We start from the raw sequence: 26,790 nt of genomic DNA on the forward strand, positions 1-26,790 counted from the left end.
TTCTATTTAGTATAAGCGTCATCATGAACATAAGCAACTGCTCTACCAGAAGGATCGTTCATGTTTTTAAAACTTTCATCCCATTCTAAAGCTATTTTTGTACTACAAGCTACTGAAGGCTCTTGAGGAACACTTTCCGCTGCTGTATCTGATGGAAAATGCATAGAAAAAATAGATCGATAATAATACTCTTCTTTACTTGTTGGTGTTTGAATTGGAAACTTAAATTTAGCATTTTCTAGTTGTTCATCTGATACTTCTACCTCTACTATTTCTTTCAAAGTGTCAATCCAACTATACCCAACACCATCTGAAAACTGTTCTTTTTGACGCCAAGCGACACTTTCTGGTAGATATTTTTCAAACGCTTTACGTATCACCCATTTTTCCATACGTTCTCCATTAATCATTTTATCTTGTGGGTTGATACGCATAGCTACATCCATAAATTCCTTATCTAAAAACGGTACACGCCCTTCAATTCCCCAGGCGGCTAAACTTTTGTTAGCTCGCAAGCAATCGTACATATGCAATTTACCTAATTTTCTAACCGTTTCTTTATGAAATTCTTCTGCACTTGGTGCTTTGTGAAAATACAAATAACCTCCAAAAAGCTCATCAGCTCCTTCTCCTGATAATACCATCTTTACTCCCATAGATTTAATAACGCGAGCCATTAAATACATTGGTGTAGAAGCTCTAATTGTTGTAATATCATAGGTTTCTAAATTGTAAATTACATCACGAATCGCATCTAAACCTTCTTGAATGGTAAACTTAATTTCATGATGTACTGTTCCAATATGATCTGCCACTAATTGTGCCGCGGCTAAATCTGGTGAACCTTCTAAACCAACAGAAAAAGAATGTAATTGTGGCCACCAAGCTGCTTGTGTATCGTCAGATTCTATTCTTTTTTCGGCATATTTTTTAGCAATTGCAGAAGTTACAGAAGAATCTAAACCTCCTGATAATAAAACTCCATAAGGCACGTCTGACATTAATTGACGGTGAACGGCTGCTTCTAAAGCATCATGTAATTCATCAATACTAGTTTGATTTTCTTTTACTGCTTCAAACTCCATCCAATCTCTATCATACCATTTAGTCAGAATACCATCTTTACTTGACAAATAATGTCCTGGAGGAAACAATTCAATTTTTTTACAAACACCTTCTAGCGCTTTTAATTCTGAAGCTACATAAAATGTTCCATGCTCATCCCAACCCATATACAAAGGAATAATTCCCATATGGTCACGTGCTATAAAGTACTCATCATTTTTAACATCATATAAAGCAAAACCAAAAATTCCATTCAATTCATCAATAAAATCAGCGCCTTTTTCTTGATATAATGCTAAAATAACTTCACAATCCGATTCGGTTTGAAAATGATATTTTCCTTCAAATTGTTTTCGTAATGCTTTATGATTATAAATTTCGCCATTAGCCGCTAAAACTAAATTTTTATCTTCGCTAAATAAAGGTTGTTTTCCAGAAGCTGGATCTACAATTGCTAAACGCTCATGAGCTAAAATAGCTTTATCATTAGCAAATATTCCACTCCAATCTGGACCTCGATGACGTACTTTTTTAGACATTTCTAATAACTGAGGACGTAATACTTCTGCTTTTTCTTTTAAATCAAATGCACATACTATACCACACATAACTTTTTTATTTGTTGTTAATTACTATACAAATGTGAGTTATTAGTTTCTAATTAAGAACTATATTTTATATTTTAATTACTATTTGAAACTTTATTACTCCATTTTAGGATAATATGAAATATAATTATAACTGTTTCGTAAAATAAATTACTATTTGAAATATCTACAAATTATATCCAATAGAAAACAATACAATTCTAGGTAATATATACGTTTTAGAATCTGAAATTATATACGAAGAAAAACTATTTTGCTGCTTAAATTGAACATTAAACAAATTCTGAGCTTTTATTTTAAAACTCCAAGCACTATCTTCTTTTTTGTAGGATAATATTGCGTTTGCAATTTGATAAGTGTTTTTTTGATGGTAGGTTTTATTTACGTATTTGTAATTTGTATAATCCATAGAAAAAATAAATCCTTTTAAAAAATCATAGTCAATGTTTAAAAAAGGTTCTGTGGTTACAAATTTTGAAGTGATATTACTTGATGTATAATTTCCAAAACTCTGACGAAAACCTAATTCAATAGTTGGAAAATTATCGAATAAAGTTTTTGTTGAAGCCTCGTACAACCAAGTTTTATTTTTATTAGTCACCAAAGAATTATTGATATTTTGCAAATACGTTGCTAAACTTAAATTCCCACTTAAATGATATTTAAATTGTTTTATTTTCTTACTGATATCTGAATTAAAATTCCAATTTTCAGAAGGATTCGTAATTAATACTGGAGAAAGGTATTGGTTTACACTTTGAAACTGTACTGCATTTTGAACGCCTTTAATTTTTTTAGCATAACTAACTCCGCTAAAAAGCCTTAAACCTTTATACAAACTAAATCTACTAAAATAAATTCGAGCAGAATGATACAATTCATTTTCTAAGTTTTCATTTCCTTTAAAAACAGAATTATACGATTGTAAGTAAAACCGATTTGCTAATTTAGAAACATCTGAAAAAGAAGTTTTTAAATTGTAATTAATTCTTAAATATTTTGATTTTGTAAATTCAATTTTAGCTAGAAAGCTAGGTAATAGTACTAATTTAGAATTCTTAAATTTATTTAATTGCTGAACTTTCCAATTATAATTATGCAAAAATAAGCCTTGTTTTAAAGTGAAAATTCCTGTTTTATACTTAAATTCTACTCCTAAAAACAAATCATTTAAATTAAACGTAACATCATTTCCAAAATTATTAGCACTAAAATTATTTTCAGAACCATTGTCTAAAAATTGTAAATCATTGGTATAAAATTGTTCCCCTAAAAAATTATCTCCAATTGTAGTATAAATATGATGATTGTTATTAAGAACCCAGTAATGCTTAAAAAGATTATTAAAGCTATTTGTTTTTACCTCTTTTTGTTGTTGAATATTGTAAATATTAGCTGTTACAATTGGAATTAAACCTTGTAATATTGGCTGATTTGTTTCCCAAAATGTAGTTGGAGTATTTTTATCAAAAGTATAATCTGCAGCAAATGAAAAGGTATGTTTATTGGATAATTTTTTATGCCATTCCACCACTTGATTCAGGTGAGTAGTAGTTGCATTTTTTTGCGTATTAATAGTAGCATTTACACTATTTACAGTAGACAAAATAGTATTATAATTTTGATTATTTGCTCTTTTTAGTTGCGTTTTAAAATACCATTGTTCCTTTGTATTAGGAGCATATTCAATATTTAGTTTTGCAATGCCTAAAATATTTCGAACATTTGAATTGTTATCTTTTTCTTCATTAAATGCTGCGTATTGATTGTAAGATTGCGTAAAGCTATTTGTGTTTGTATGCGAAAAAATAGCAAATCCTGAAACTTCTAATTTTTTAGAAGTATTTTTGGTAATATTTAATGCTCCAAATCTATTTTGGCTACTTACCAAATCTTGTGTTTCTAAAAATTGCGAAAAACCACTTCCTGAAACATTATATATAGAGCTGTTACCTTTTAAAACAGCACTTACACCGCCTTGAAAATTAAAATAATCTTTGTACGTAAAAGATTTTTCACCCATATTATTTAAATTTCCAATAAAATTTACATTGGTTTTAGGGCTATAATAGAAAAGATTACTACTAGTTTTATAAAAATCCTGATTTCCTTTCCCTGCTTCAACATCCCCAAAAACAAACTGTTTTTTATCTTCTTTTAGTTGGATATTCATAGCCATTTCATTAGCATCCGTTAGATTTTTTAAAAAAGCTACTTCGCTATAATTGTCTATAACTTGTACTTTATCTACTGCATCTGCGGGGATATTTTCTACTGCTAATTTTGTATTACCTCCAAAAAACTTTTTACCTTCCACCAACATTTTAGTTACTTTTTTACCTTGTACCGTTACTCCTCCATTTTTATCTACCTCAACACCTGGTAATTTTTTTAAAACGTTTTTTAACTTGCGTTCATCACCAGTTACAAATTTTTTGGTATTATAAATTATAGTATCTTCTTTAACCGTAACGGGCAATTCTATATTTACCTCCTTTAATTGATTTGGAGCTTCTGAAAGATTAAAATTTTTAATAACATTTGTTGTTGCAGTAAATTTAAAATTTGCTGTTTTATAGCCTAAATAACTTACAGAAATGGTATAAACTTCATTTTTAATAAGTTCTATTCTATAATTTCCAACCTCATCTGTTATCGCAAATTTTAGATTTTTAGAAGCATCTACTGGCTTGGCAATTACATTGGCATACGCTAAGGAATTTTGCAAACTATCTTTTACAATCCCTTTTATTTCAATAGTTTGAGAAAAAGAAAGTACACTTACAAAAACACAAAAAACAATAGCAATTTTTTTCTTTGTCATAAAATTAAAACCCTTTAAACATTTTATTAAAATTTTTATAATATTCTTCTTCAGTTATTGTTTTTGCGCTCTTTGGTTTTTTAATAACTACTTTTTTCTTTGGATTTAATGTTATTTTGGTAGCTTTAATAGATAATCCTCCTTTTTTTACTTCTAATATTAAACCGGGAAGTCCATTGTATTTTTTTGGACCAAAATTAACTGATATAGTAGGGGCAAACCAAGCTTCTGTATTTTCAAAAACTGCTTTATAACAGAGGTAATTTCCTATTTTTTTTGTTTCTTGAGTCATGCTCCATTTAATAGGTTTATAACTTATATTAAGTAATTGATCATCTCCATTAGTTTGATAAAAAAAGATTTTAGACGGTATATTAGTATAATAAATATTATCTGAACCAGCCACAGATTTGGTCAAGTTTAATTTTGGCTCAGCATCGGAATTCATACCACTAATAACTTTATATAAAGATGCCTCTGCATTAAACTTAAGTTTAAATGCTACATCTTTTGCATTATTACTTATTGAAAGCAAAAGTTGTTTAGTTTTATTAGTTAATTTTTTATTTTCTGTTATTTTGGATATATCTATTGGTTTTAAATTAGCTTTATATATAATTTTACCAGATATATTACTTTGGGAAAAACCAGGTATATAAAATATCAGAAATAAAATAATTACTAGTGTTCTTTTCATAATCTTGTTGCTATAAATAGTCAAGTCATAAAAAATATGACTTGACTATTTTCATTTTTTAATTATTTAAACAATCTTGATATATAATCAGGAATACATCTGCTGCAAAAGCACTATCAGTTCCATGAACGTCCCAGCCATAAGCATCTGCCAAAGCTAAAGTAGCACTTTTAGAACTTTCAACACATTCAGTTGGAGTCCCATTTGCTAAAACTACTTGATTAATATTATCATTTTTTTCTATATTGTCATTTGCATTGGTTAAACTTACCGTTGCAAAAACAAATACTATTCCTAAAATTATTTTTTTCATTTTGTTAAATTTTAAATTAGTCATTTGGGATTATCTCCCATTATTATTTTGTTAATCCTACGAGGAGCATTACTTTTGCAACACTTTCCTCTGTTTGTTAGTTTGTTTATTTCATAGGCAACTTGGTTTTAGGTTAACATTTTATTAGCGTATGGTGTTCTTAAAATTTTACAAACAGAGGATTTTTATTTCTTCTGCATTATTATGCATACCCATGTAAATAAGTAGGTAGTTCCTACTTTTTACAGATATGACATTTATTAAAAAGATTTTAATGAAATTAATAGCAATTATTTCTTTCAATTTTACAATTTTTTGTGGTTTAAATCTTTTTCAGGCTAAATGTAAAAAAAAAAAAAAAAAAGACTTGGCAAAATCTAACACACTTTATTCGCTATATTTTAAAAGTTTACGGTTTTCCCGTAATTATAAATTATTATTTTAAACGCAACGTCAGATCGAGTAATTTTTGATAAAAAATTGTATCGAGAACTACACTTTATCATAAAATTTCTATTCTCGATATTAATTTCAACCCTCATATGAAAGGTAAAATTCACTCGAATTGACGAAATTTATAATAATGTACGACTGGCTGAATAATAAATATTATTTGTAGATTTACAACCTTACAAACTAATCTTTACATGAAAAACTACCCTTTTAAAGCTCTAATTATCCTATTGCTTACTTTTTCAATAATTAGCTGCTCAAAATCGAAAAATCAAAAGGAGAAGACTAATTACGTACAACAACATTATAACAAAACAGAAACCACCATTACTATGCGCGATGGTGTAAAATTATTTACCGTAATTTATGCTCCAAAAGACACAAGCAAAAAATACCCAATTATTATGCAACGCACTCCATACAGTTGCAGACCTTATGGAAAAACTAAATACCGAAGAAGTATTGGACCAAATTCTGTTTTAATGAAAGAAGGAAATATTATTGTTTATCAAGATGTTCGCGGAAGATGGATGAGTGAAGGAACTTATGTAAATATGCGCCCATATATTCCAAACAAAAAAGATAGCACGGATATTGATGAAAGTTCAGACACGTATGATACTATTGATTGGCTCGTAAAAAATGTACCAAACAATAACGGTAACGTTGGTACTTGGGGAATTTCGTACCCAGGTTTTTACGCTACTTGTTCTACTATTGATGCACATCCTGCATTAAAAGCCTCATCGCCACAAGCTTGTATTGGAGATTTCTTTTTTGATGATTTTCATCACAACGGAGCTTATTTATTAAGCTATTTTAGAGCAACTTCTTTATTTGGAACTCCAAAAGATAAACCAACAGATACCTCCTGGTATAAAATACCAACTTTAAATACTAAAGATCAATATCAGTTTTTTTTAGATGCTGGTCCGTTGAGTAATTTAGATTCTTATTTTCAATATGAAAAATTAGATAAACCATCACTATCTAACAAAAATAAAGTAGGCGATTTTTTCTGGGAAGAATTAAAAGAACATCCTAATTATGATGAAGATTGGCAAAAAAAGGCAATTATTCCTCATTTAAAAAATATCAAATCTCATGTGGCAACTATGGTTGTTGGTGGAGAGTTTGATGCGGAAGATTTATACGGAGCATTAGAAACTTATAAAACTATTGAAAAAAACAATCCTAAAAATTACAACACATTAGTTTTTGGTCCTTGGAGTCACGGACAATGGGCTCGTAGTAGCATTAGAAATAGTATTGGTAATTTTTATTTTGGAGATTCTATATCTATTAATTTTCAAAAAAATATAGAAGCTAAATTTTTTAACCACTTTTTAAAAGAAGATAGTTCAAAAAATTCTGGATTACCTGAAGCTTACGTGTATGATACTGGTAAAAAAGAGTGGAATTCATACAAAACTTGGCCTCCAAAAAACAGCATTAGAACAACGTATTATTTAGGAGATAATCAAGAATTAACCACTACCAAACCAAAAGAAAAAGGAATACAATTTATTAGTAATATTAAAAAACCAGTTCCTTATTCTGAAGATATTAAAACTGTTTTTACGCCAAGAAAATATATGACGGATGATCAACGATTTGCAGCACGAAGAAGTGATGTTTTAGTTTTTGAAACACCAATTTTAGAAAACGACTTAAAATTGGTTGGAAGTATTTTGGCGAAATTAAAAGTTGCCACAACAGGTACAGATGCCGATTGGATTGTAAAAGTAATTGATGTATTTCCTGCGGATGCAAAAGATCAAAAAGGAATGCAAGATCATTTAAAAATGAGTAACTATTATTTAATGGTACGAAGCGAAGTTATGCGTGGAAAATTCAGAAATAGTTTTTCAAACCCTGAGGCCTTTATACCTAATAAAAAAACAGATGTTGATTTTACCTTACAAGATATCAATCATACTTTTAAAAAAGGGCATAAATTACAAATACAAGTTCAAAGTACTTGGTTTCCTTTAATAGATTTAAATCCACAAACTTTTGTTCCTAATATTTTTAAAGCAAAAAAAGAAGATTTTAAAACACAAACACATACGGTTTTTACTTCTTCAAAAATTGAGTTTAACATTCTCCCTTAAAAAAAAAGCAGTTGAAAATTCAACTGCTTTTTTTATGACTAATTATTTTCAGTTTATTCAAAATCAAGATGCTTCAACGTAAGAAATCTTCCATTATCTGCTACTTCTTTTGAAAATTCAAGAATAGTTTTATCTCTAAATTTCCCTAAAATATTTCGCTTAAATGGTTCTACAATAAAATGAACTGGACAAGGATTTTCACCATCGCATTCATTTAATCCTAAAAAGCACTCGTTTAATTTATTTAACCCGTCAATGTTTTCAATAATATCACAAACTGATTTTTCTCCATTTTTTTTAGTGATATAAAAACCTCCATTTGGCCCTTTAACAGACGAAATTATTTTAGCATGAACTAATTGTTGAAATAACTTTGCTAAAAACGGACTTGGCACATCTATTTCCTCCGCTATTTTTTTAACACTCATTTTCTTTTCTTTACTAGAATGCTCTGCTAAATACAACGTAGATAGAATAGCGTATTTACTCGCTCTTGATAACATATAATTTTATTTAACCATTTGTGTTTGTCACAAATCTACTAAATTAAGATTAAATGATATTATATTTTTTTAAACTTAACTGTAAAGTGCCTCATTATAGGTGCTTCATCAACAATTTCAAACCCTGATTTTGCTTCTTTTCTAGTATCATAAATTTTTTCTAAAACCGCCGCTATATAATCCATATGATTATACGTATAAGTTCTTCTTGGAATTGCTAAACGAACCAATTCTAATTCAGGGTATCTGTTTTCACGAGTTACAGGATCTCTATCTGCCAAAACAGTTCCTATTTCAACTCCTCTAATACCTCCAACTACATAAATTTCAATTGCCAATGCTTGTGCTCTGTACTCTTCTCTAGGAATAGTTGGCACAAATTTATTAGCATCTAAAAATATTGCATGACCTCCTATTGGCTGTTGAACAGGTACACCGTATTCTACTAATTTTTTACCTAAATAAGCAACTTGTTCTACTCTACTTTCTAAATAGTCAAATTCGGTAGCTTCATCTAGTCCTTGAGCTAAAGCTCCCATATCACGACCGTTCATACCTCCATACGTAATAAAGCCTTCATACATAATAGTATAAACTGTGGCTTTTTTAAATATTTCTTCACTATTTAAGGCTATAAATCCTCCCATATTTACTAATCCATCTTTTTTAGCGCTCATGGTCATTCCATCTCCATATGAAAATAGTTCTTTTACAATTTCTTTGATGGTTTTATTTTCATAACCTGCTTCACGTTTTTTAATGAAATAGGCATTTTCTGCAAAACGAGCCGAATCAAAAATTAGTGGTGTTTTATATTTTTTACAAATTTTTGAAACTTCTTTTACATTTTCAATAGAAACTGGTTGACCTCCAGAACTATTACAAGTAATGGTTAAAATAACAAAAGGAATTTTTTCTATAGGATATTTTTCAAAAACATCTTGAAGTTTTTTAATATCCACATTTCCTTTAAATGGATGAATTATAGAAGTATCAAAAGCCTCATTAATAGTACAATCTATTGCAGTTGCTTTTCTAAATTCAATATGACCTTTAGTAGTATCAAAATGTGAGTTTCCAGGCACAATATCGCCTTCTTTTACTAAAGCCGAAAACAAAACATTTTCAGCTGCTCTTCCTTGATGAACAGGTAAAAAATATTTAAATCCTGTTATTTTATTTACAGTATCTTTTAGCTTTTTAAATGAACGTGAACCTGCATAACTTTCATCACCAACCATTATTTCACTCCACTGTTTATCACTCATTGAGCCTGTTCCTGAATCGGTTAACAAATCAATAAACACTTTATCAGAATCTAAATTAAAAAGGTTATAATTGGCCTCTTTTATCCACTTTAAACGTTGCTCTTTAGTTGATCGTTTTATTTGTTCTATTACTTTTATTTTATATGGTTCTGCATATGGTAAATCCATAATTATATAGTTTTTTAGTTAAAATTAAATTGAAAAAGGTGATATATATCACTATAGAAAAGACAGTTAATTACCGAAGCATTCAGGACGCTTTATAAATCTATAATTGTAAAAATAGTTTTTATAAAAACTTAATGTACTCATAAAATTAATTGATTTTCAAAATTACAAAATTTCTTCGGTTAGGTATAATTTTCACTAAATTTTAACCTATTATTTATATGACTTAAGTCATACTTTGTAACAAAAGTTACTTTTAAATTTGTAAATGCAAAATTTAACATAGTGAAAACAATATAAAATCTAATTAACATCCATTTTATGACATTTATCATTATTTTTGCAAGACATATTAAAGAATCTTTATCTTATTTACAATGAATAAAATTTTATCAGCACTCTATTCAACACGACTTACAGCTATTTTATTTATCATTTTTGCAGCCTCAATGGGCATAGCTACTTTTATTGAAAATGATTTTGGTACCGAAACTGCTAGAGCTCTAGTTTATAATTCGTGGTGGTTTGAGGGAATTATGTTCTTTTTCGTAGTAAACTTTTTCGGAAATATATTTAAGTATAAATTATATAAAAAAGAGAAACTTGTTACCCTTGTTTTTCACTTATCATTTATATTTATTTTAATTGGAGCTGGAATTACAAGGTATATTAGTTACGAAGGAATTATGCCTATTAAAGAAGGTGAAGTAAGTAATAAGTTCTTTTCTCAAGATAATTATATAAGTATTGCTATTGATGATGGTAAAGTTCAAAAAACACCTGAACATCATAAAATTTTGTTATCCGCCATAGGAAACAATAATTATAAATATACTACTAAATTTAAAGGTACTAAGGTTTCTGTTAAATTAACCAAATACATTCCACATGCAACAACCGTTTTTGAAAACGATCCAAACGGAAGCACTTACTTAAAATTTGTTGAATCTGGAAATGGAGGAAGACATGACCACTACATAAAACAAGGAACTACAGAAAATGTACATGGGGTTCCTGTAGGTTTTGATTCTCCTACAAATAACTTTGTAGATTTTAAACTAATTGATGGTAAACTAAAAATAAAAACTAATGAAAATGGTACGTTTTTTAGAATGGCCGATCAATTTAATGGTAACATTGTAAAAGATTCACTACAAGATTTTTCAATATTAGCAGTACATAATATTGGTAGCTTACAATTTGTAGTACCTCAATTACCAACTAAAGGAAATTACAAAATAGTTGCAGGAAAGAAAAAAAGCAACGCGTTATCTCAATTAGAGTTTGATGTTACTGTAGGTAATGAAACTAAACATGTAATTGTAAAAGGAGGGCAATATCACATTCAAGCTCCTACCAAAGTTAGCTTAGGAAATTTAAATGTTAATTTAAGTTATGGCTCAAAACAATTTATACTTCCTTTTAGCCTTAAATTAAGAGATTTTCAATTAGATAAATATCCTGGATCTGAAAGTGCTATGTCTTATGCAAGTGAAGTAACTGTTATTTCACCTGAAAAAACATTTGATTATAGAATTTTCATGAATCATATTTTAAACTACAAAGGGTATAAGCTTTTCCAATCTAGTTATAATATAACTCCTCAATATGAAGAAACAAGACTTTCTGTAAACCATGATTTTTGGGGATCAACCATTACCTATTTTGGATACTTTTTATTATACGCAGGACTTATTTTAATTCTATTTATGAAAAATACCCGTTTTGATTTTTTACGAAAACAATTAAGAAAATTAAGAAGCCAAAAAACAACTATGTTGGTTATTGCATTCTTAACTTTTTCATCTTTTATGTTTGCGCAAAATAATCCGCATGCAATTTCTTCACAACGAATAGATTCCTTGCTAAAAGCTAGTAAAGTTTCAGCAGCACATGCCGAAAAGTTTAGTAGGTTAGTTATTCAAGATTTAGGAGGAAGAATGAAACCAGTAGATACTTATTCTTCACAATTATTAAGAAAAGTAAGTAAACACGATACTTTTAGAGACATGAACGCTTCCCAAGTATTTTTGTCAATTCAATTAATTCCTAGAGTTTGGTTTCAAATTCCTGTTATTTACTTAGAACGTGGCGATAATAAAATAAGAGATATTATTGGAGTTCCACATGATCAAAAATATGCATCCGTTGCTAACTTTTTTACAAATAAAGGGCAATATAAATTAGCAAAATATCAAGCAGAAGCTTCTAAAACAAGTATTAAAAATAAGTTTCAAAAAGATATTATTAATATTGATAGAAGAATTAATTTATTGTATTCCGCTTTAATGGGCGATGTTTTACGAATTTTCCCTATTCCAAATGATCCAAATAATAAATGGGTTTCACAAAATAATTTAAAGGAAGCTAATTTTAAAGGGCAGGATTCTGCATTTGTTGGTCAACTATTACCTGTTTATTTACAGTCATTACCTGAAGCAATTAAAACAAATAATTATACAAATTCAGACGAAATTTTAAAAGGGCTTATTAAATTTCAAAAGAAATATGGAAGCGCCGTTTATCCAAAAGAGAAAAAAATTAATTTAGAAATAGCTTATAATAAATATAACGTATTTAAAAAGCTATTTAGCTATTATATGTACATTGGAACATTAATGTTCTTTTTTGTAATTATTCAAATTTTCAGTAATAGTAAAATTATTAATGCTTTAATAAAATTAAGTATAGCAATTATTGTGGTACTATTTTTAATGCACACTGGAGGTTTAATAGCGCGTTGGATGATAAGTGGTCATGCACCTTGGAGTAACGCCTATGAGTCTATGATTTATGTAGGTTGGGCAACCATGTTGTTTGGATTAGTTTTTGGTCGAAAATCATCTATGACAATTGCTGCAACTGCATTTTTAACTTCATTTATTTTAATGATAGCCCATTGGAACTGGATGGACCCTGCAATTGCAAATTTACAACCTGTATTAAACTCATATTGGTTAATGATTCATGTTGCTATTATTGTAGCTAGTTATGGACCATTTGGGCTTGGAATGATATTAGGATTAATTTCCTTATTACTTATGATTTTAACCACAGAAAACAATAAAAAGAAATTAAATGCAAAAATTAAAGAACTAACTATTATTAATGAAATGTCATTAACTGTTGGTTTAGTTATGATTACCGTCGGTAACTTTTTAGGAGGTATGTGGGCTAATGAAAGTTGGGGCCGCTATTGGGGATGGGATCCAAAAGAAACTTGGGCATTAATCAGCATTATGGTTTATGCGTTTGTACTACATTTACGTTTAGTTCCAGGTTTAAGAAGTAAGTTTACTTTTAATTTCTTTTCTGTAGCTGCTTTTGCTTCTATTATATTTACCTATTTTGGAGTTAATTTCTATTTATCTGGTTTGCACTCTTATGCAAGTGGAGATAAGGTAATTACACCTTCATTTGTATATTATACAATGGTTATTTTTGCAGTAATTGCTGCTGCTGCTTATTTTAAATTCAAAAAATACTATAAAAAATAAGCATACTTATTGCAAAATTGTAACTTTGCAAACTTTAAAAGTTAATTAATATGTATAATAAATATATAAAATTAGTAATTGCTGCAGCTATTTTAGTTTGGGCCACTTTTCAATTTATTGAAAGTAATATTATGAATGGAATTTCATTAGTATTGCTAGCTGGAATTTTTGTGCTATTCTATTTTAAAAATGAATTTATTTTATTAGCCTTTTGGCAATTAAGAAAACAAAATTTTGCAGGTGCAGATAAATGGTTAAACTATATTAAAAATCCTAGTACAGCTTTAGTAAGCAAACAAGAAGGTTATTATAATTTTTTAAAAGGAATTATGCTATCACAAACTAATATTACTCAAGCTGAAAAATTCTTTAAAAAAGCATTAAAATTAGGATTAAATATGAAGCATGATATTGCAATGGCAAAGCTTCAATTAGCAGGAATAGCTTTAACTAAAAGAAGAAAACGTGAAGCAACAACGCTTATAAATGAAGCGAAAAAATTAGATACTCAAGGTGTTTTAACAGAGCAAATTAAAATGTTAAAACAACAAATGAAAAAAGTATAATTTAAAAATTACTTTAAATAAAAAAACTCGCATAAAGCGAGTTTTTTTATTGCCCTATTTTTGGCTTAAAATTTAAGTATTTTTGGAACTAAATCTTTAGAAAGACGAACAATATGAACACCTTCATTTTCAATTTCATTTTGTTGATTCCGTACAAAATAAAAATCATTTTGAACCCTAAAAGATTCTCCAGACAATAGCCCTTCTTCTAAATCTTCACCACTCGCCAGTCTTGATAAAACATCATAAGTAACATCAAAACCCCTTATTGCATATTTAGATGGCAATGCAAAATTCTTATTTTTAAACATTTTATAAAAAGCACTATTTTCCATCTTATTAAAATTAATATTTTCCATAGATGGATAAGTGAAATTTAATTTACCTAAATAGTTATTGTTTATGGTATTAAAATTTCTTCCTTTTTTTACTGAAAATAAAGTTACATTAAACGTTTCGTCAAAACTTTTTAAACTATTAACTGCTGCAACTGTAGTTATTAAATCATCTGAAATTAATATAACCCAGTTAGATTTATTCTCTACCATTTTTTCGGTAAGTTTATCTATATCAATAAATCCTTCCTTAGATTTTACAACGGAAATTCCTTGAACAGAATCCATTTGCTTAAGTTGATTTACAATATGCCAAAGTTTATGTTGATTTTCTTCTTTATCATCATTAATTAGCACTAAGTTTTCTCCATTATATTTTTCCTTTATAAAATCAACTAATTTTGAAGTTAAAAAATTATCATCTGGAGCTGATTTAATTAAGTTTCTAGCTGCAAGTTTTTCCTGATTTTTAGAATAAAACGGAGCAACTACATAACTATTAATATGGTTTGCAACCCAATAAGCCTTATCATAAAACAAAGGACCTATTACAACATCATTTTTAGTAAAATTATATTTATTAACTAAATATTGTAATTTGTATTTTGAATTTTCAGTATCCATAAATTCAACTTTAATATTCAAACCTTTTTTTCTTAAAGAATCAATTGCTATGGAAGCCCCTAAATGAAAATCGGTAGTAATATTAAGTAAGGAATTTGACTTACTAAACCCTTCTGTTTCAATGGAATCATTTAGTTTATTTAATTGATATGGCAACATAAAATAAACTTTTAATTCTTTATCAAGATTTAAATCTTCTTTAAAAGCTTCAATATTTTCCTCTTCTATAAGAGGTTTTATTTTTAAAACCATTCCTAGTTTTAAACCTTCGCTTAGCTCAGGATTTAAAGATTTTAAATCATCTTCCGTAACATCATACTTTTTTGTTAAACTATAAAAAGTATCATCTTTAATCACTTTATGAATTACATAATTAGTAGAGTCAATAGCCACCTCTTCAGTGGGCTCTGGAATAATTAATTGCATTCCTATTTTAACACCATCTACCAATTTTGGGTTTGCTTTTTTTAAATCTTCAATAGTAATGTTAAACTTTTTAGAAATACCATATAGCGTTTCTTTTGGTTTAACTATATAAAAATCACCTTTATTAGCCTCATTTTTAATATTGGAAATATTTTTTCCAATATATATATTTGGAACAATAATAACCGTATTTGGTTTAGGTTTACGTTTTATCCCCGGATTTAAACGCAATAAATCTTTAGTGGATAAATTATATTCCTTAGCAATGCTTCTCATAGTTTCACCTTGCTTAACGTAATACGATTTATATTTTTTTTGCTGAGCAAAATTAATTTCGCTTATAAAAAAAAGAAGAATTGCTAATAAAAATATTTTTTTCATAGGTTGTAATTTATCTAATCGATTATTCCCATTCAATGGTTGCTGGTGGTTTTGAACTGATATCATATACTACTCTATTAACGCCTTTTACGCCATTTATTATTTTATTCGATATTTTTTGTAAAAATTCATAAGGTAAATTTACCCAATCCGCTGTCATTCCATCTGTTGACTCTACTGCTCTTAAAGCAACTACTTTTTCATAAGTACGCTCATCCCCCATAACTCCAACAGAATTTACAGGTAATAACATAACACCTGCTTGCCAAATTTTATTATACAAACCTGCTTCCTTTAATCCGTTTATAAAAATAGCATCAACTTCTTGTAATATTCTTACTTTTTCTTCGGTTATATCTCCTAAAATTCTAATTCCTAATCCTGGACCTGGAAATGGATGTCTGCCTAATAATTCAGCATCAATTCCTAATGTTTTTCCAACTCTTCTAACTTCATCCTTAAACAACATTTTTAATGGTTCTACCACTTTTAACTTCATAAAATCTGGCAATCCACCAACATTATGGTGTGATTTTATAGTAGCTGATGGTCCACCACTTACTGAAACGGATTCTATCACATCTGGATAAATAGTTCCTTGCGCTAACCATTTTACATCTTTTATTAAATGAGCCTCATCATCAAAAACCTCAATAAAAACTCTACCAATAATTTTACGTTTTCCTTCTGGGTCAGATTCTCCTGCAAGTTCTTTCAAGAAACGTGCCGAAGCATCAACTCCTTTCACATTCAAACCCATTCCTTTGTATTGATTCAATACATTTTCAAATTCATTTTTACGTAACAAACCGTTATTTACAAAAATGCAATATAAGTTTTTACCAATTGCTTTACTCAATAACGTAGCCGCAACCGTAGAATCAACACCTCCCGATAAACCTAAAACAACTTTATCTTTTCCTAAAGTATTTTGAAGAGATTTAACGGTAGTTTCAACAAATGAATCTGGTGTCCAAGTTTGTGCTACAGAAGCAATTTTTACTAAAAAATTCTCTAAAATTTTTAAACCATCTTTAGAGTGATATACTTCAGGATGAAATTGAATTGCGTATGTTTTTTCATTTTTAAATTTAAAAGCTGCATTTTCAACATCTGAAGTACTTGCTAGTAACTCGCAATTTTCTGGCAATTTAGTTATGGTATCACTATGGCTCATCCAAACTTGACTTCCTTTAGAAACTCCTTCAAAAAACGCTTCATCTTTTTGAATATTACTTAAGTTTGCTCTTCCATATTCTCTAGTATCAGAAGCTTCCACTTTTCCGCCAAAATTTTGAGCCATAAACTGCGCACCAAAACACACACCCAATAATGGTAATTTACCTTTAATTAAAGATAAATCTGGCTTTGGAGCTTCACTTGATCTAACAGAAAATGGGCTTCCTGATAAAATTACAGCTTTATAATTTTCAATTTTAAAATTTGAACTGTTATAAGGGAAAATTTCGCAAAAAATATTTAACTCCCTAACTCTTCGGGCAATTAACTGTGTGTATTGCGATCCGAAATCTAAAATAAGTACCTTTTGTTGCATCCGCAAAAATAGTATTTAATTAATTATACTAGAATAGTTTGACTTTTTTTTTGACTTTTTTATTAAAATTTTAAAAAATATTAACACATTTAAATTGAATATAAGCAACAATTAGAAATTTTAAATAATTTAAAGAAATTAAAATCCTGAAATTTAATTTTAAAGCTTTTTTCAGGCGATTTAAGCCATTTTTAAGTAAATAACAATTGTTAATAACTTCATTCTTACAGCTAGTTTAGTAGTTAAAAATCACTATCTGAATTATTATATTTGTTAGGTTAAATTACATATAAAATTAATATTTTTATGAGCAACGAAGAGAAAAAAAACGATTATTCAGCGGATAGTATTCAGGCGTTAGAAGGAATGGAGCATGTTCGTATGCGTCCATCCATGTATATTGGGGATGTTGGTGTTCGTGGTTTACACCATTTAGTAAGTGAAGTTGTAGATAATTCCATTGATGAAGCAATGGCTGGACATTGTGATACTATTGATGTTATTATTAATGAAAATGGTTCTATTTCAGTTAGAGATAACGGTCGTGGTATTCCAGTTGGATTACACAAAAAAGAAGGCGTTTCTGCTTTAGAAGTAGTAATGACTAAAATTGGAGCTGGTGGTAAATTCGATAAAGATTCATACAAAGTATCTGGTGGATTACACGGTGTTGGAGTTTCTGTTGTAAATGCATTATCCGAACATTTAAAAGCAACTGTTTTTGTAGATGGAAAAATATGGGAACAAGAATATGAAAGAGGTAAAACGTTATATCCTGCAAAAACCGTTGGCACAACTACCGAAAAAGGTACACTTGTAACTTTTACTCCAGATAATACTATTTTTACGCAAACTATTGAATTTAATTATGAAACTCTAGCTACTAGACTTAGAGAACTTTCCTATTTAAATAAAGGAGTTACCATTACAATTACAGATAAAAGAACAAAAGACGATGAAGGTAATTATTTGAGTAACAAATATTATAGTGATGAAGGATTACCAGAATTTGTTGCTTATTTAGATGCCACCCGAGAGCAATTAACCGCAGGTATAATTTCAATGGAAGGTGAAAAAAACGGTATTCCTGTTGAAGTTGCAATGGTTTATAACACTTCTTACACAGAAAATTTACATTCGTATGTAAACAATATAAACACGCATGAAGGAGGAACCCATTTATCTGGGTTTAGACGTGGATTAACAAACACGCTAAAAAAATATGCAGAGTCTTCTGGAATGTTAGATAAATTAAAATTTGACATTGCTGGAGATGATTTCCGAGAAGGATTAACAGCTATTATTTCTGTAAAAGTGGCTGAACCGCAATTTGAAGGACAAACCAAAACTAAATTAGGAAATCGCGAAGTAAGTTCTGCTGTAAGTCAAGCAGTTTCTGAAATGCTGCAAAACTATTTAGAAGAGAATCCTAATGATGCTAAAATTATAGTTCAAAAGGTTATGTTAGCTGCTCAAGCACGTAATGCTGCTAAAAAAGCACGTGAAATGGTACAGCGAAAAACTGTAATGTCTATTGGTGGTTTACCCGGTAAATTAAGTGATTGCTCTGAAACAGATCCTGAAAAATGTGAAATTTTCTTAGTGGAAGGGGATTCTGCAGGAGGTACTGCAAAACAAGGTAGAGACCGAGCTTTTCAAGCAATTTTACCATTACGTGGTAAAATTTTAAACGTTGAAAAAGCAATGCAACATAGGGTTTTTGAAAATGAGGAAATTAAAAATATGTTTACTGCCTTAGGTGTAACTATAGGAACTGAAGAAGATAGTAAAGAATTAAATCTCAGCAAACTAAGATATCACAAAATTGTAATTATGACGGATGCCGATGTTGATGGTAGTCATATTGCAACACTTATTTTAACCTTCTTTTTTAGATATATGAAAGAATTAATTGAAGGCGGTTATGTTTATATTGCTACTCCTCCTCTTTATTTGGTTAAAAAAGGTCAGAAAAGAGAGTATGCTTGGAGTGATGATCAACGAGATTTAATTTCACAACAACTAGGTGGTGGAACTACAATTCAACGTTACAAAGGTCTTGGAGAAATGAATGCAGAACAACTTTGGGATACTACCATGAATCCTGAATTTAGAACACTTCGTCAAATTACCATTGATAATTTAACCGAAGCAGATAGAGTATTTTCTATGTTAATGGGAGATGAGGTTCCTCCTCGTAGAGAATTTATTGAAAAAAATGCAAAATATGCTAAAATTGATGTATAGTTTGTCTTAAATATAAAACAACAAAGGCTGCTTTTTCAAGTAGCCTTTGTTGTTTATAGTACAAATTGCTTATATTTGTTTTTAAATTATAAACCCCTCTTATGAAAAAACTAGTCCTATTAATACTTACCTTAGTATTAAGTTACTCCGCAAAATCTCAAGACCTAGATGTATTATTAAAAGCTGGCGATGATGCATCCCTTTTATTTCAAAACTATATGACACCTGTTATGAATGGTATGTCCTACAGCTTAAATGATGGATGGTACACCGCTGCAAAAACTCATAAAAAACTTGGTTTCGATTTAACAATTAATATAAGTACCGCAATTGTTCCTAAATCTTCAAGAACTTTTCAATTTACTGCTGCTGACTACCAATATTTAAATTTAGAAAGTGGTAATAGTGAAATTCAAACGGTTATGGGAGGTAATAATAATAGCACAATAGGAGTTAGAATTCCCTATGGTAACGGAAATTATAAAGTTGCAGAAATTAATATGCCAGATGGCATAGGTGGAGATATGCCTTTAAATGCCGTTCCTTCACCAATGATTCAAGCAAGTGTTGGTGTTCCTTTTAGCACTGATATTAGTCTTAGAATTTTACCAAAAATAAATACAAATGATATAGATGGAAGTCTATTTGGTATTGGAATAAAACACAATTTAATGCAATATTTTGGTCCTTTAGATAAACTTCCTTTAAACATTGCATTATTTGCAGGGTATACAACCATGACTTCAACCTATAACTTACAAAATGTAAGTTCACTTGCAGGAAACAATCAGGAAGCTGCTTTTAAATTAAATGCTTATACTGTTCAAGCAGTAGCTTCATTAGATTTTCCAATTATTACCCTATTTGGAAGTGTTGGCTTTGACAAAGGAAATTCTACTTTAAAAATAAAAGGAACTTATGAATTAGAATATACTGATACTGGTTCAAATACAACCATTACAGAATCTGTAACCGATCCTATTAATATGGATTTTAATGCAAATGGACTTAGAGGAACTTTAGGAGCTAGATTCAATTTAGGTTTCTTTAAAATATATGGCGACTATACTTTAAAAGAATACAATACTATTTCAGCAGGTATTTCTTTTAGCTTCAGATAAAAAAACTCTTATTAAATCAAATTTAAAGGATTGTTTACAGCAATCCTTTTTTTGTTATAAATATTGCATTAATTTTCTTATAAATATTGTAATTTTGATAGATCGCATTTTAAACTTAAATAAACATCATTATAAATTAACACAAAATGAAAGTAACAATAGTAGGTGCAGGTGCTGTAGGAGCAAGTTGTGCTCAGTACATTGCAGTAAAAAATTTCGCTTCTGAAGTAGTAATTATTGATATTAAAGAGAATTACGCAGAAGGTAAAGCTATGGATTTGATGCAAACATCATCATTAATGGGTTTTGACACAAAAATTACAGGATCCACCAACGATTATTCTAAAACAGCAAATAGTGATATTGCTGTAGTAACTAGTGGTATTCCAAGAAAACCCGGAATGACGCGTGAAGAGTTAATAGGTATAAACGCAGGTATTGTAAAATCTGTAACTGAAAATTTAATTAAACACTCTCCAAATGTTACTCTAATTGTGGTAAGTAACCCAATGGATACTATGGCATATTTAGCTCATAAAACTACCGGATTACCAAAAAACAGAATTATAGGTATGGGTGGAGCTTTAGATAGTGCTCGTTTCAAATATAGATTAGCAGAAGCTTTAGATTGCCCAACATCCGATGTAAACGGAATGGTAATTGGTGGTCATAGTGATAAAGGAATGATTCCATTAACACGATTTGCAGTTAGAAACAGCTTACCAGTTTCTACATTTTTATCTGAAGAAAGAATCCAACAAGTTGCAGAAGACACAAAAGTTGGTGGAGCCACTTTAACAAAAATGTTAGGCACAAGTGCATGGTATGCTCCTGGCGCAGCAGTTTCTGAACTAGTAAAAGCAATAGCTTTAGATTCTAAAAAAATGTTCCCTTGTTCTGCTTTATTAGAAGGAGAATATGGATTAAATGATATTTCAATAGGTGTTCCTTGTATTTTAGGAAAAAATGGTATTGAAAAAATTGTAGAGTTAGAATTAACAGATGCTGAAAAAACAAAATTACACGAGAGTGCAGAGGCTGTTAAAAAAACTAACGGATTATTAGATTAATTATATATTTATAATTCATAATAAAAACCCTTTAGAAATTAAATTTCTAAAGGGTTTTTAATTTTTTTATCTAAGATAAACCTGAAATTACACCATCTTTATCTATTTCCATTTTTTCGGAAGCAGGTTTTCCAGGCAATCCTGGCATACGCATCATTTGACCTAATATAGGAATAATAAACCCAGCGCCAGCAGCAATTTCAATTTCACGAACAGTAACAATAAAGTCTTTTGGTCTTCCTACTAAAGTTTCATTATCCGAAAAAGATTTTTGAGTTTTAGCCATACAAACCGCAAAATTATTAAAACCCAATCTTTCTATACGATTTAAATTTAGTTTGGCCTTTTTGTCATAATCTACTCCAGCTGCTCCATAAATTTCTTTCGCTATTTTTTCAATTTTTGTTTTAACTGGCTCATCCCAATTATAAATAGGTGTAAAATGTGTTTTGTTAGATTCTACAACCCTTACAACCGCTTTTGCCAACTTTTCTGTTCCCTTTCCTCCTTTAGACCAACCTTCTGATACAACTGCTTTAACGCCTAATTCTTTACATTTATCAATAATAAAATTTATTTCTTCGTAAGTATCACTTATAAATGCATTTATTGCAACAACTGGTTCAATATTAAATTTTCTAATATTTTCAATATGCTTTTCCAAATTACAGAATCCATCCTTTACAAATTGAAGATTTGGAGTATTGTATTCTTCTTTTGTTGCACCTCCATGATGGCGTAAAGCTCTAATTGTAGCTACTAATACTACTGCTTTAGGATTTAAATTTGCCGCAACACTCTTAATATTTAAGAATTTTTCAGCACCTAAATCTGCTCCAAAACCGGCTTCTGTTACTACATAATTAGATAATGAAAGCCCCATTTTTGTTGCTAAAATTGAATTTGTGCCTTGAGCTATATTTGCAAAAGGACCTCCATGTATTATTGCAGGATTTTCTTCTAAAGTTTGTACTAAATTAGGCTTTATAGCATCTTTAAGCAAAATGGCCATAGCGTCTTGTGCTTTTAAATCTTTTGCAAAAATTGGTTTTTTATCAAAAGTAAATCCTATAAAAATATCTCCCAAACGCTTTTTTAAATCTTCAAAATCTGTAGCCATACATAAAATAGCCATAACTTCAGAAGCTGGTGTTATATTAAAACCATCTTCTCTAGGAATTCCATTTGCTGTACCACCTAAACCTATAATTATGTTTCGCAAAGAGCGGTCGTTCATATCGATAACTCTTTTCCACAAAATAGTTCTTGGATCTAAATTAAAGCTACAACATTTACTTTGTAAGTTATTATCAATTAACGCTGAAAGTAAATTATTGGCTTTTTCAATAGCGTTAAAATCTCCTGTAAAGTGAAGATTTATATCTTCCATTGGAACCACTTGAGAATATCCTCCACCTGCTGCCCCTCCTTTAATACCAAATACAGGTCCTAATGACGGTTCTCGTAAAACTACTGTTGCTTGTTTTCCTATCTTATTTAAACCTTCAGTTAAGCCTATTGAAACTGTTGTTTTACCTTCTCCTGCCGGTGTTGGTGTAATAGCTGTAACTAAAATTAAATTATTTTGTTTTATTTTTTCTTCATCAATTAAATTTAAAGGCAATTTAGCTTTGTATTTTCCATACATTTCTAAATCGTCTTCTTTAATATTTAATTTAGTAGCAATTTCTTTAATATGTTTAAGCTCTTTTCCTTGAGCTATATCTATATCTGTCATAGTTTTCATGTCCAAAAAATTTAGGTGCAAAGATACAAATTTGAGCAATTAAATTGCCTATTAATTAAATCGTTATGCTTAATCCCTATAAAAACTAAAAAAGAATTGTTAAATCGTGTTTGAAATTATATATTTGCACGTTTATTACAATAGAATTTTATTTAAAAAAAGTAACATGCAAAATAAAGGACTTATAAAGTTATTCGCTATTCTTTTTGGATTAGTAAGTATCTACCAACTATCTTTTACTTGGTTTACACATGGTGTTGAGAAAAAAGCAAAAATATTTGCTGAATCTAAATCTGACGATGGTAAAGAAATAGCAAAATACGAACAACATTACCTAGATTCCGTTGCCAATAAACCGGTAATTAATATAGGTGTTGCTAAATTTAGCTATAATGATATTAAGGATAAAGAAATAAATTTAGGTCTTGACCTTAAAGGAGGTATAAACGCAATTTTACAAGTATCGGTTAAAGATATTTTAATTGGTTTATCAAATGATTCCAAAAATCCTATTTTTAATGAAGCATTAGCAAACGCTACAAAAGCTCAAAAAAGTAGTGACGACACATTTTTAAATTTATTTTTTAAAGAATTTGAAAAATTAAGTGATGGAAAAATTAAGCTAAGCGACCCAAGTATTTTTGGAAACAAATCACTTCGTGAAAAAATTAGTTTCAAATTAACTAATGATGAAGTTAAGCCAATTATAGCTGCTGAGGTAACTAGCTCTGTTAATACTGCTTTTGAAGTTTTAAGAAGTCGTATTGATAAATTTGGTGTTACACAACCTAACATTCAAAGAATTGGTAAATCAGGTAGAATTTTAATTGAATTACCTGGAGCCAAAGACATTGGACGTGTAAAAAAATTATTACAAAGTACCGCAAAATTGCAATTTTTTGAAGTTTATTCTAATCAAGAAACTGCAAACTTCTTTTATCAAGCAAATAACGTTGTTGAAAACATCTTAAAAGAAGAACATAAAGTTGACACTACAGCTACATCCAATAAAGACAATTTAAAAGATTTATTAGGGGAAGTATCTGATTCATTAGCAACCAAAAAAGTTGAAAACTTATTTTCAGTATTAACGCCAAGTGTTCCTCAATCACAAAATCAAGTTTCTTCAGTTATAGCAACAGCAAGAGTTGAAGATACAGCAAAAGTGAATAAATATTTAAGAATGAAAAGTGTTAGAGCTTTATTGCCTAACAACATGAAATACATTAAATTTTTATGGGATTACAAGCCTTTTTCAGCTAAAACTACAAACTCTAACGAAGACACTCAACTTATCTATTTATACGGAATAAAATCTAACAGACAAGATTTAGCGCCAATTGAAGGAGATGTAATTATTGATGCTAGTCAAGAATTTGGGCAAACAGGGAAACCAGAAGTTAGTATGACAATGAATGCTGTTGGTACAAGACAATGGGCAAAAATGACTACCGAAAATGTAGGTAAATTTGTTGCAGTTGTTTTAGATGATTTTGTTTACACAGCTCCATCTGTTAATACAGCTATTACCAATGGCAGGACTTCTATTTCAGGAGGAAGTATGACCGTTGAAGAAGCTCAAGATATTGCCAACGTTTTAAAAGCAGGTAAATTACCAGCAGCAGCACATATTATTCAATCTGAAATTGTTGGTCCTTCTTTAGGGCAAAAAGCAATTAACAGTAGTATGCGTTCTTTCTTTTTAGCTTTACTACTTATTTTAGGTTGGATGATTTTCTATTATGGAAAAGCAGGTGGTTTTGCAGATATCGCCTTAATTGCAAACTTACTATTCATTTTTGGTATACTAACTGCATTTGGAGCCGTACTAACGTTACCAGGTATTGCCGGTATTATTTTAACAATTGGTATGTCGGTTGATGCGAACGTAATTATTTTTGAACGTGTCAAAGAAGAATTGCGAAGTGGTAAAAATTTAAAAGCAGCTATTAATCACGGATTTAGTTTTAAAGGAGCTTTATCTGCAATTGTTGATGCCAACATAACTACTATGTTAACTGGTATTATATTGTATGTATTTGGTACTGGACCAGTTAAAGGTTTTGCTTATACATTAATGGTGGGTATTATTACTTCTTTATTTACTGCTGTTTTTATAACCAGATTATTAGTTGACTGGTATACTAATAAAGGTAAAAAGTTTACATTCAATACTAACATTACTAAAAAATGGTTTACAAAAATTACCGTTGAATTTTTAAAGCAACGTAAAATAGCTTATGTAATTTCTGGTACTTTAATTATAATATCTGTTACATCCTTAATTACAACTGGATTAAATTATGGAGTTGATTTTGTTGGAGGTAGATCATATGTAGTTAAATTTGAAAAACCTACAAACCCAACGGATGTAGCAAATACTTTAAAAGATGTTTTTGGAAGTGCTCCTGAAGTAAAAACTTACGGTGAATCTAGTCAGTTAAAAATTACCACAAAATATAAAATTGATCAAGAAGGGAACCAAATTGATGGTGAAGTTCAAGATTTATTATATAAAGGATTACAAAATTACATCCCTAAAGATGTAACTTTAGAACAATTTAAACCAGGTTATGGAGGACATAAAACGGTTGGTATTTTAAGCTCTATTAAAGTTGAACCAACTATTGCCGATGATATTAAAACAGCAGCAGGATGGGCAATTTTAGGATCGTTATTAGTTATCTTTTTATACATCTTATTCAGATTTAAAAAATGGCAATATAGTTTTGGTGCTGTAGCGGCATTATTCCACGATGTTACTATTGTTATTGGAATTTTCTCATTAGGTTATCATTATTTACCTTTTGATATGGAAATAGGTCAATCCTTTATTGCAGCAATTTTAACGGTGCTTGGTTACTCAATTAATGATACTGTAATTGTATTTGACCGTATTCGTGAATTTACAGGAATTCATACTTCTTGGAAATTCTCAACTTTAATTGACCGAGCTTTAAGTACAACATTAGGTAGAACTATAAACACTTCATTAACAACATTAGTAGTGTTATTAGCTATCTTCTTATTTGGTGGAGATTCTATTAAAGGATTTATGTTTGCATTAATAGTTGGAATTGTAGTTGGTACTTACTCTTCACTATATATTGCATCACCTATTATGTATGATACTGTGAAGTGGTTAGAAAAAAAGAAAAAGAAATAATAAAATTTAAATAGATTACAATATTTTAAAAACCGTTTTGAT

At 29.4% G+C, this 26,790-nt stretch carries 16 protein-coding genes; 7 read left to right on the forward strand and 9 right to left on the reverse strand.

The annotated features are described in order from the left end of the window. Positions 1–2: 2 nt before the first annotated feature. From asnB to R3342_RS12220, 4 genes are all read right to left on the reverse strand, one after another. Positions 3–1,673, reverse strand: coding sequence for an asparagine synthase B (gene asnB / locus R3342_RS12205; RefSeq protein ID WP_318940602.1), 1,671 nt, complete (start codon positions 1,671–1,673; stop codon positions 3–5). Positions 1,674–1,839: 166 nt separating this feature from the next. Beyond that, entirely contained in the window at positions 1,840–4,497 is a 2,658-nt protein-coding gene (locus R3342_RS12210) for a carboxypeptidase-like regulatory domain-containing protein (RefSeq protein WP_318940604.1), read from the reverse strand. 4 nt (positions 4,498–4,501) lie between these two features. Next, a complete protein-coding gene (locus R3342_RS12215) occupies positions 4,502–5,194 on the reverse strand; it encodes a GLPGLI family protein (protein ID WP_318940605.1) in 693 nt (230 codons plus the stop codon). A gap of 58 nt (positions 5,195–5,252) precedes the next feature. Further along, positions 5,253–5,507, reverse strand: coding sequence for a hypothetical protein (locus tag R3342_RS12220; RefSeq protein WP_318940606.1), 255 nt, complete (start codon positions 5,505–5,507; stop codon positions 5,253–5,255). Between the two features lie 647 nt (positions 5,508–6,154). On the opposite strand from R3342_RS12220, the gene R3342_RS12225 reads away from it, so the two are divergent. Then, positions 6,155–8,074 (forward strand): CocE/NonD family hydrolase, encoded by a 1,920-nt coding sequence (locus R3342_RS12225; protein WP_318940607.1) that lies wholly within the window; start codon positions 6,155–6,157, stop codon positions 8,072–8,074. A gap of 53 nt (positions 8,075–8,127) precedes the next feature. On the opposite strand, the gene R3342_RS12230 is transcribed toward R3342_RS12225, so the two are convergent. Beyond that, positions 8,128–8,577 (reverse strand): Rrf2 family transcriptional regulator, encoded by a 450-nt coding sequence (locus tag R3342_RS12230; protein WP_318940609.1) that lies wholly within the window; start codon positions 8,575–8,577, stop codon positions 8,128–8,130. Between the two features lie 59 nt (positions 8,578–8,636). After that, a complete protein-coding gene (locus R3342_RS12235) occupies positions 8,637–10,013 on the reverse strand; it encodes a tryptophanase (RefSeq protein WP_318940611.1) in 1,377 nt (458 codons plus the stop codon). Positions 10,014–10,390: 377 nt separating this feature from the next. Between R3342_RS12235 and ccsA the strand changes: the two genes are divergently transcribed. Next, positions 10,391–13,510 (forward strand): cytochrome c biogenesis protein, encoded by a 3,120-nt coding sequence (gene ccsA, locus R3342_RS12240; protein WP_318940612.1) that lies wholly within the window; start codon positions 10,391–10,393, stop codon positions 13,508–13,510. A gap of 50 nt (positions 13,511–13,560) precedes the next feature. Further along, positions 13,561–14,076 carry a DUF2892 domain-containing protein gene (locus tag R3342_RS12245; protein ID WP_318940615.1) on the forward strand — a complete coding sequence of 172 codons (516 nt, stop codon included), beginning with the start codon at positions 13,561–13,563 and terminating at the stop codon, positions 14,074–14,076. A gap of 65 nt (positions 14,077–14,141) precedes the next feature. On the opposite strand, the gene R3342_RS12250 is transcribed toward R3342_RS12245, so the two are convergent. Beyond that, the gene (locus R3342_RS12250; protein WP_318940617.1) at positions 14,142–15,842 is read right to left on the reverse strand and encodes a muramidase family protein; all 1,701 of its coding nucleotides are present in this window, start codon (positions 15,840–15,842) and stop codon (positions 14,142–14,144) included. Positions 15,843–15,864: 22 nt separating this feature from the next. After that, positions 15,865–17,397 (reverse strand): glutamine-hydrolyzing GMP synthase, encoded by a 1,533-nt coding sequence (gene guaA / locus R3342_RS12255; RefSeq protein ID WP_318940619.1) that lies wholly within the window; start codon positions 17,395–17,397, stop codon positions 15,865–15,867. A gap of 306 nt (positions 17,398–17,703) precedes the next feature. Between guaA and gyrB the strand changes: the two genes are divergently transcribed. The 3 genes from gyrB (at position 17,704) to mdh (ending at position 21,835) form a co-directional block, all read left to right on the forward strand. Beyond that, a complete protein-coding gene (gene gyrB / locus R3342_RS12260) occupies positions 17,704–19,644 on the forward strand; it encodes a DNA topoisomerase (ATP-hydrolyzing) subunit B (protein ID WP_318940621.1) in 1,941 nt (646 codons plus the stop codon). Between the two features lie 101 nt (positions 19,645–19,745). Beyond that, a complete protein-coding gene (locus tag R3342_RS12265; RefSeq protein ID WP_318940622.1) occupies positions 19,746–20,765 on the forward strand; it encodes a DUF6588 family protein in 1,020 nt (339 codons plus the stop codon). A 146-nt stretch (positions 20,766–20,911) separates the two neighbouring features. Continuing rightward, entirely contained in the window at positions 20,912–21,835 is a 924-nt protein-coding gene (gene mdh / locus R3342_RS12270) for a malate dehydrogenase (protein WP_318940624.1), read from the forward strand. Between the two features lie 70 nt (positions 21,836–21,905). Here mdh and R3342_RS12275 read toward each other — a convergent pair whose 3' ends face one another. Next, entirely contained in the window at positions 21,906–23,573 is a 1,668-nt protein-coding gene (locus tag R3342_RS12275) for a formate--tetrahydrofolate ligase (RefSeq protein ID WP_413468715.1), read from the reverse strand. A gap of 175 nt (positions 23,574–23,748) precedes the next feature. Here R3342_RS12275 and secDF point away from each other — a divergent pair, with 175 nt between their 5' ends. Then, positions 23,749–26,748, forward strand: a complete 3,000-nt coding sequence (gene secDF, locus R3342_RS12280) for a protein translocase subunit SecDF (RefSeq protein WP_318940627.1) — start codon at positions 23,749–23,751, stop codon at positions 26,746–26,748. Positions 26,749–26,790: the final 42 nt, after the last annotated feature.

Source organism: Lutibacter sp. (genome assembly GCF_033723435.1).
Classification (GTDB): domain Bacteria; phylum Bacteroidota; class Bacteroidia; order Flavobacteriales; family Flavobacteriaceae; genus Lutibacter.

Excerpts from the sequence above, each read along its gene's own strand:
- asnB (WP_318940602.1), bottom strand. The coding sequence starts at position 1,673 with ATGTGTGGTATAGTATGTGCATTTGATTTAAAAGAAAAAGCAGAAGTA.
- R3342_RS12210 (WP_318940604.1), bottom strand. The coding sequence starts at position 4,497 with ATGACAAAGAAAAAAATTGCTATTGTTTTTTGTGTTTTTGTAAGTGTA.
- R3342_RS12215 (WP_318940605.1), bottom strand. The coding sequence starts at position 5,194 with ATGAAAAGAACACTAGTAATTATTTTATTTCTGATATTTTATATACCT.
- R3342_RS12220 (WP_318940606.1), bottom strand. The coding sequence starts at position 5,507 with ATGAAAAAAATAATTTTAGGAATAGTATTTGTTTTTGCAACGGTAAGT.
- R3342_RS12225 (WP_318940607.1), top strand. The coding sequence starts at position 6,155 with ATGAAAAACTACCCTTTTAAAGCTCTAATTATCCTATTGCTTACTTTT.
- R3342_RS12230 (WP_318940609.1), bottom strand. The coding sequence starts at position 8,577 with ATGTTATCAAGAGCGAGTAAATACGCTATTCTATCTACGTTGTATTTA.
- R3342_RS12235 (WP_318940611.1), bottom strand. The coding sequence starts at position 10,013 with ATGGATTTACCATATGCAGAACCATATAAAATAAAAGTAATAGAACAA.
- ccsA (WP_318940612.1), top strand. The coding sequence starts at position 10,391 with ATGAATAAAATTTTATCAGCACTCTATTCAACACGACTTACAGCTATT.
- R3342_RS12245 (WP_318940615.1), top strand. The coding sequence starts at position 13,561 with ATGTATAATAAATATATAAAATTAGTAATTGCTGCAGCTATTTTAGTT.
- R3342_RS12250 (WP_318940617.1), bottom strand. The coding sequence starts at position 15,842 with ATGAAAAAAATATTTTTATTAGCAATTCTTCTTTTTTTTATAAGCGAA.
- guaA (WP_318940619.1), bottom strand. The coding sequence starts at position 17,397 with ATGCAACAAAAGGTACTTATTTTAGATTTCGGATCGCAATACACACAG.
- gyrB (WP_318940621.1), top strand. The coding sequence starts at position 17,704 with ATGAGCAACGAAGAGAAAAAAAACGATTATTCAGCGGATAGTATTCAG.
- R3342_RS12265 (WP_318940622.1), top strand. The coding sequence starts at position 19,746 with ATGAAAAAACTAGTCCTATTAATACTTACCTTAGTATTAAGTTACTCC.
- mdh (WP_318940624.1), top strand. The coding sequence starts at position 20,912 with ATGAAAGTAACAATAGTAGGTGCAGGTGCTGTAGGAGCAAGTTGTGCT.
- R3342_RS12275 (WP_413468715.1), bottom strand. The coding sequence starts at position 23,573 with ATGACAGATATAGATATAGCTCAAGGAAAAGAGCTTAAACATATTAAA.
- secDF (WP_318940627.1), top strand. The coding sequence starts at position 23,749 with ATGCAAAATAAAGGACTTATAAAGTTATTCGCTATTCTTTTTGGATTA.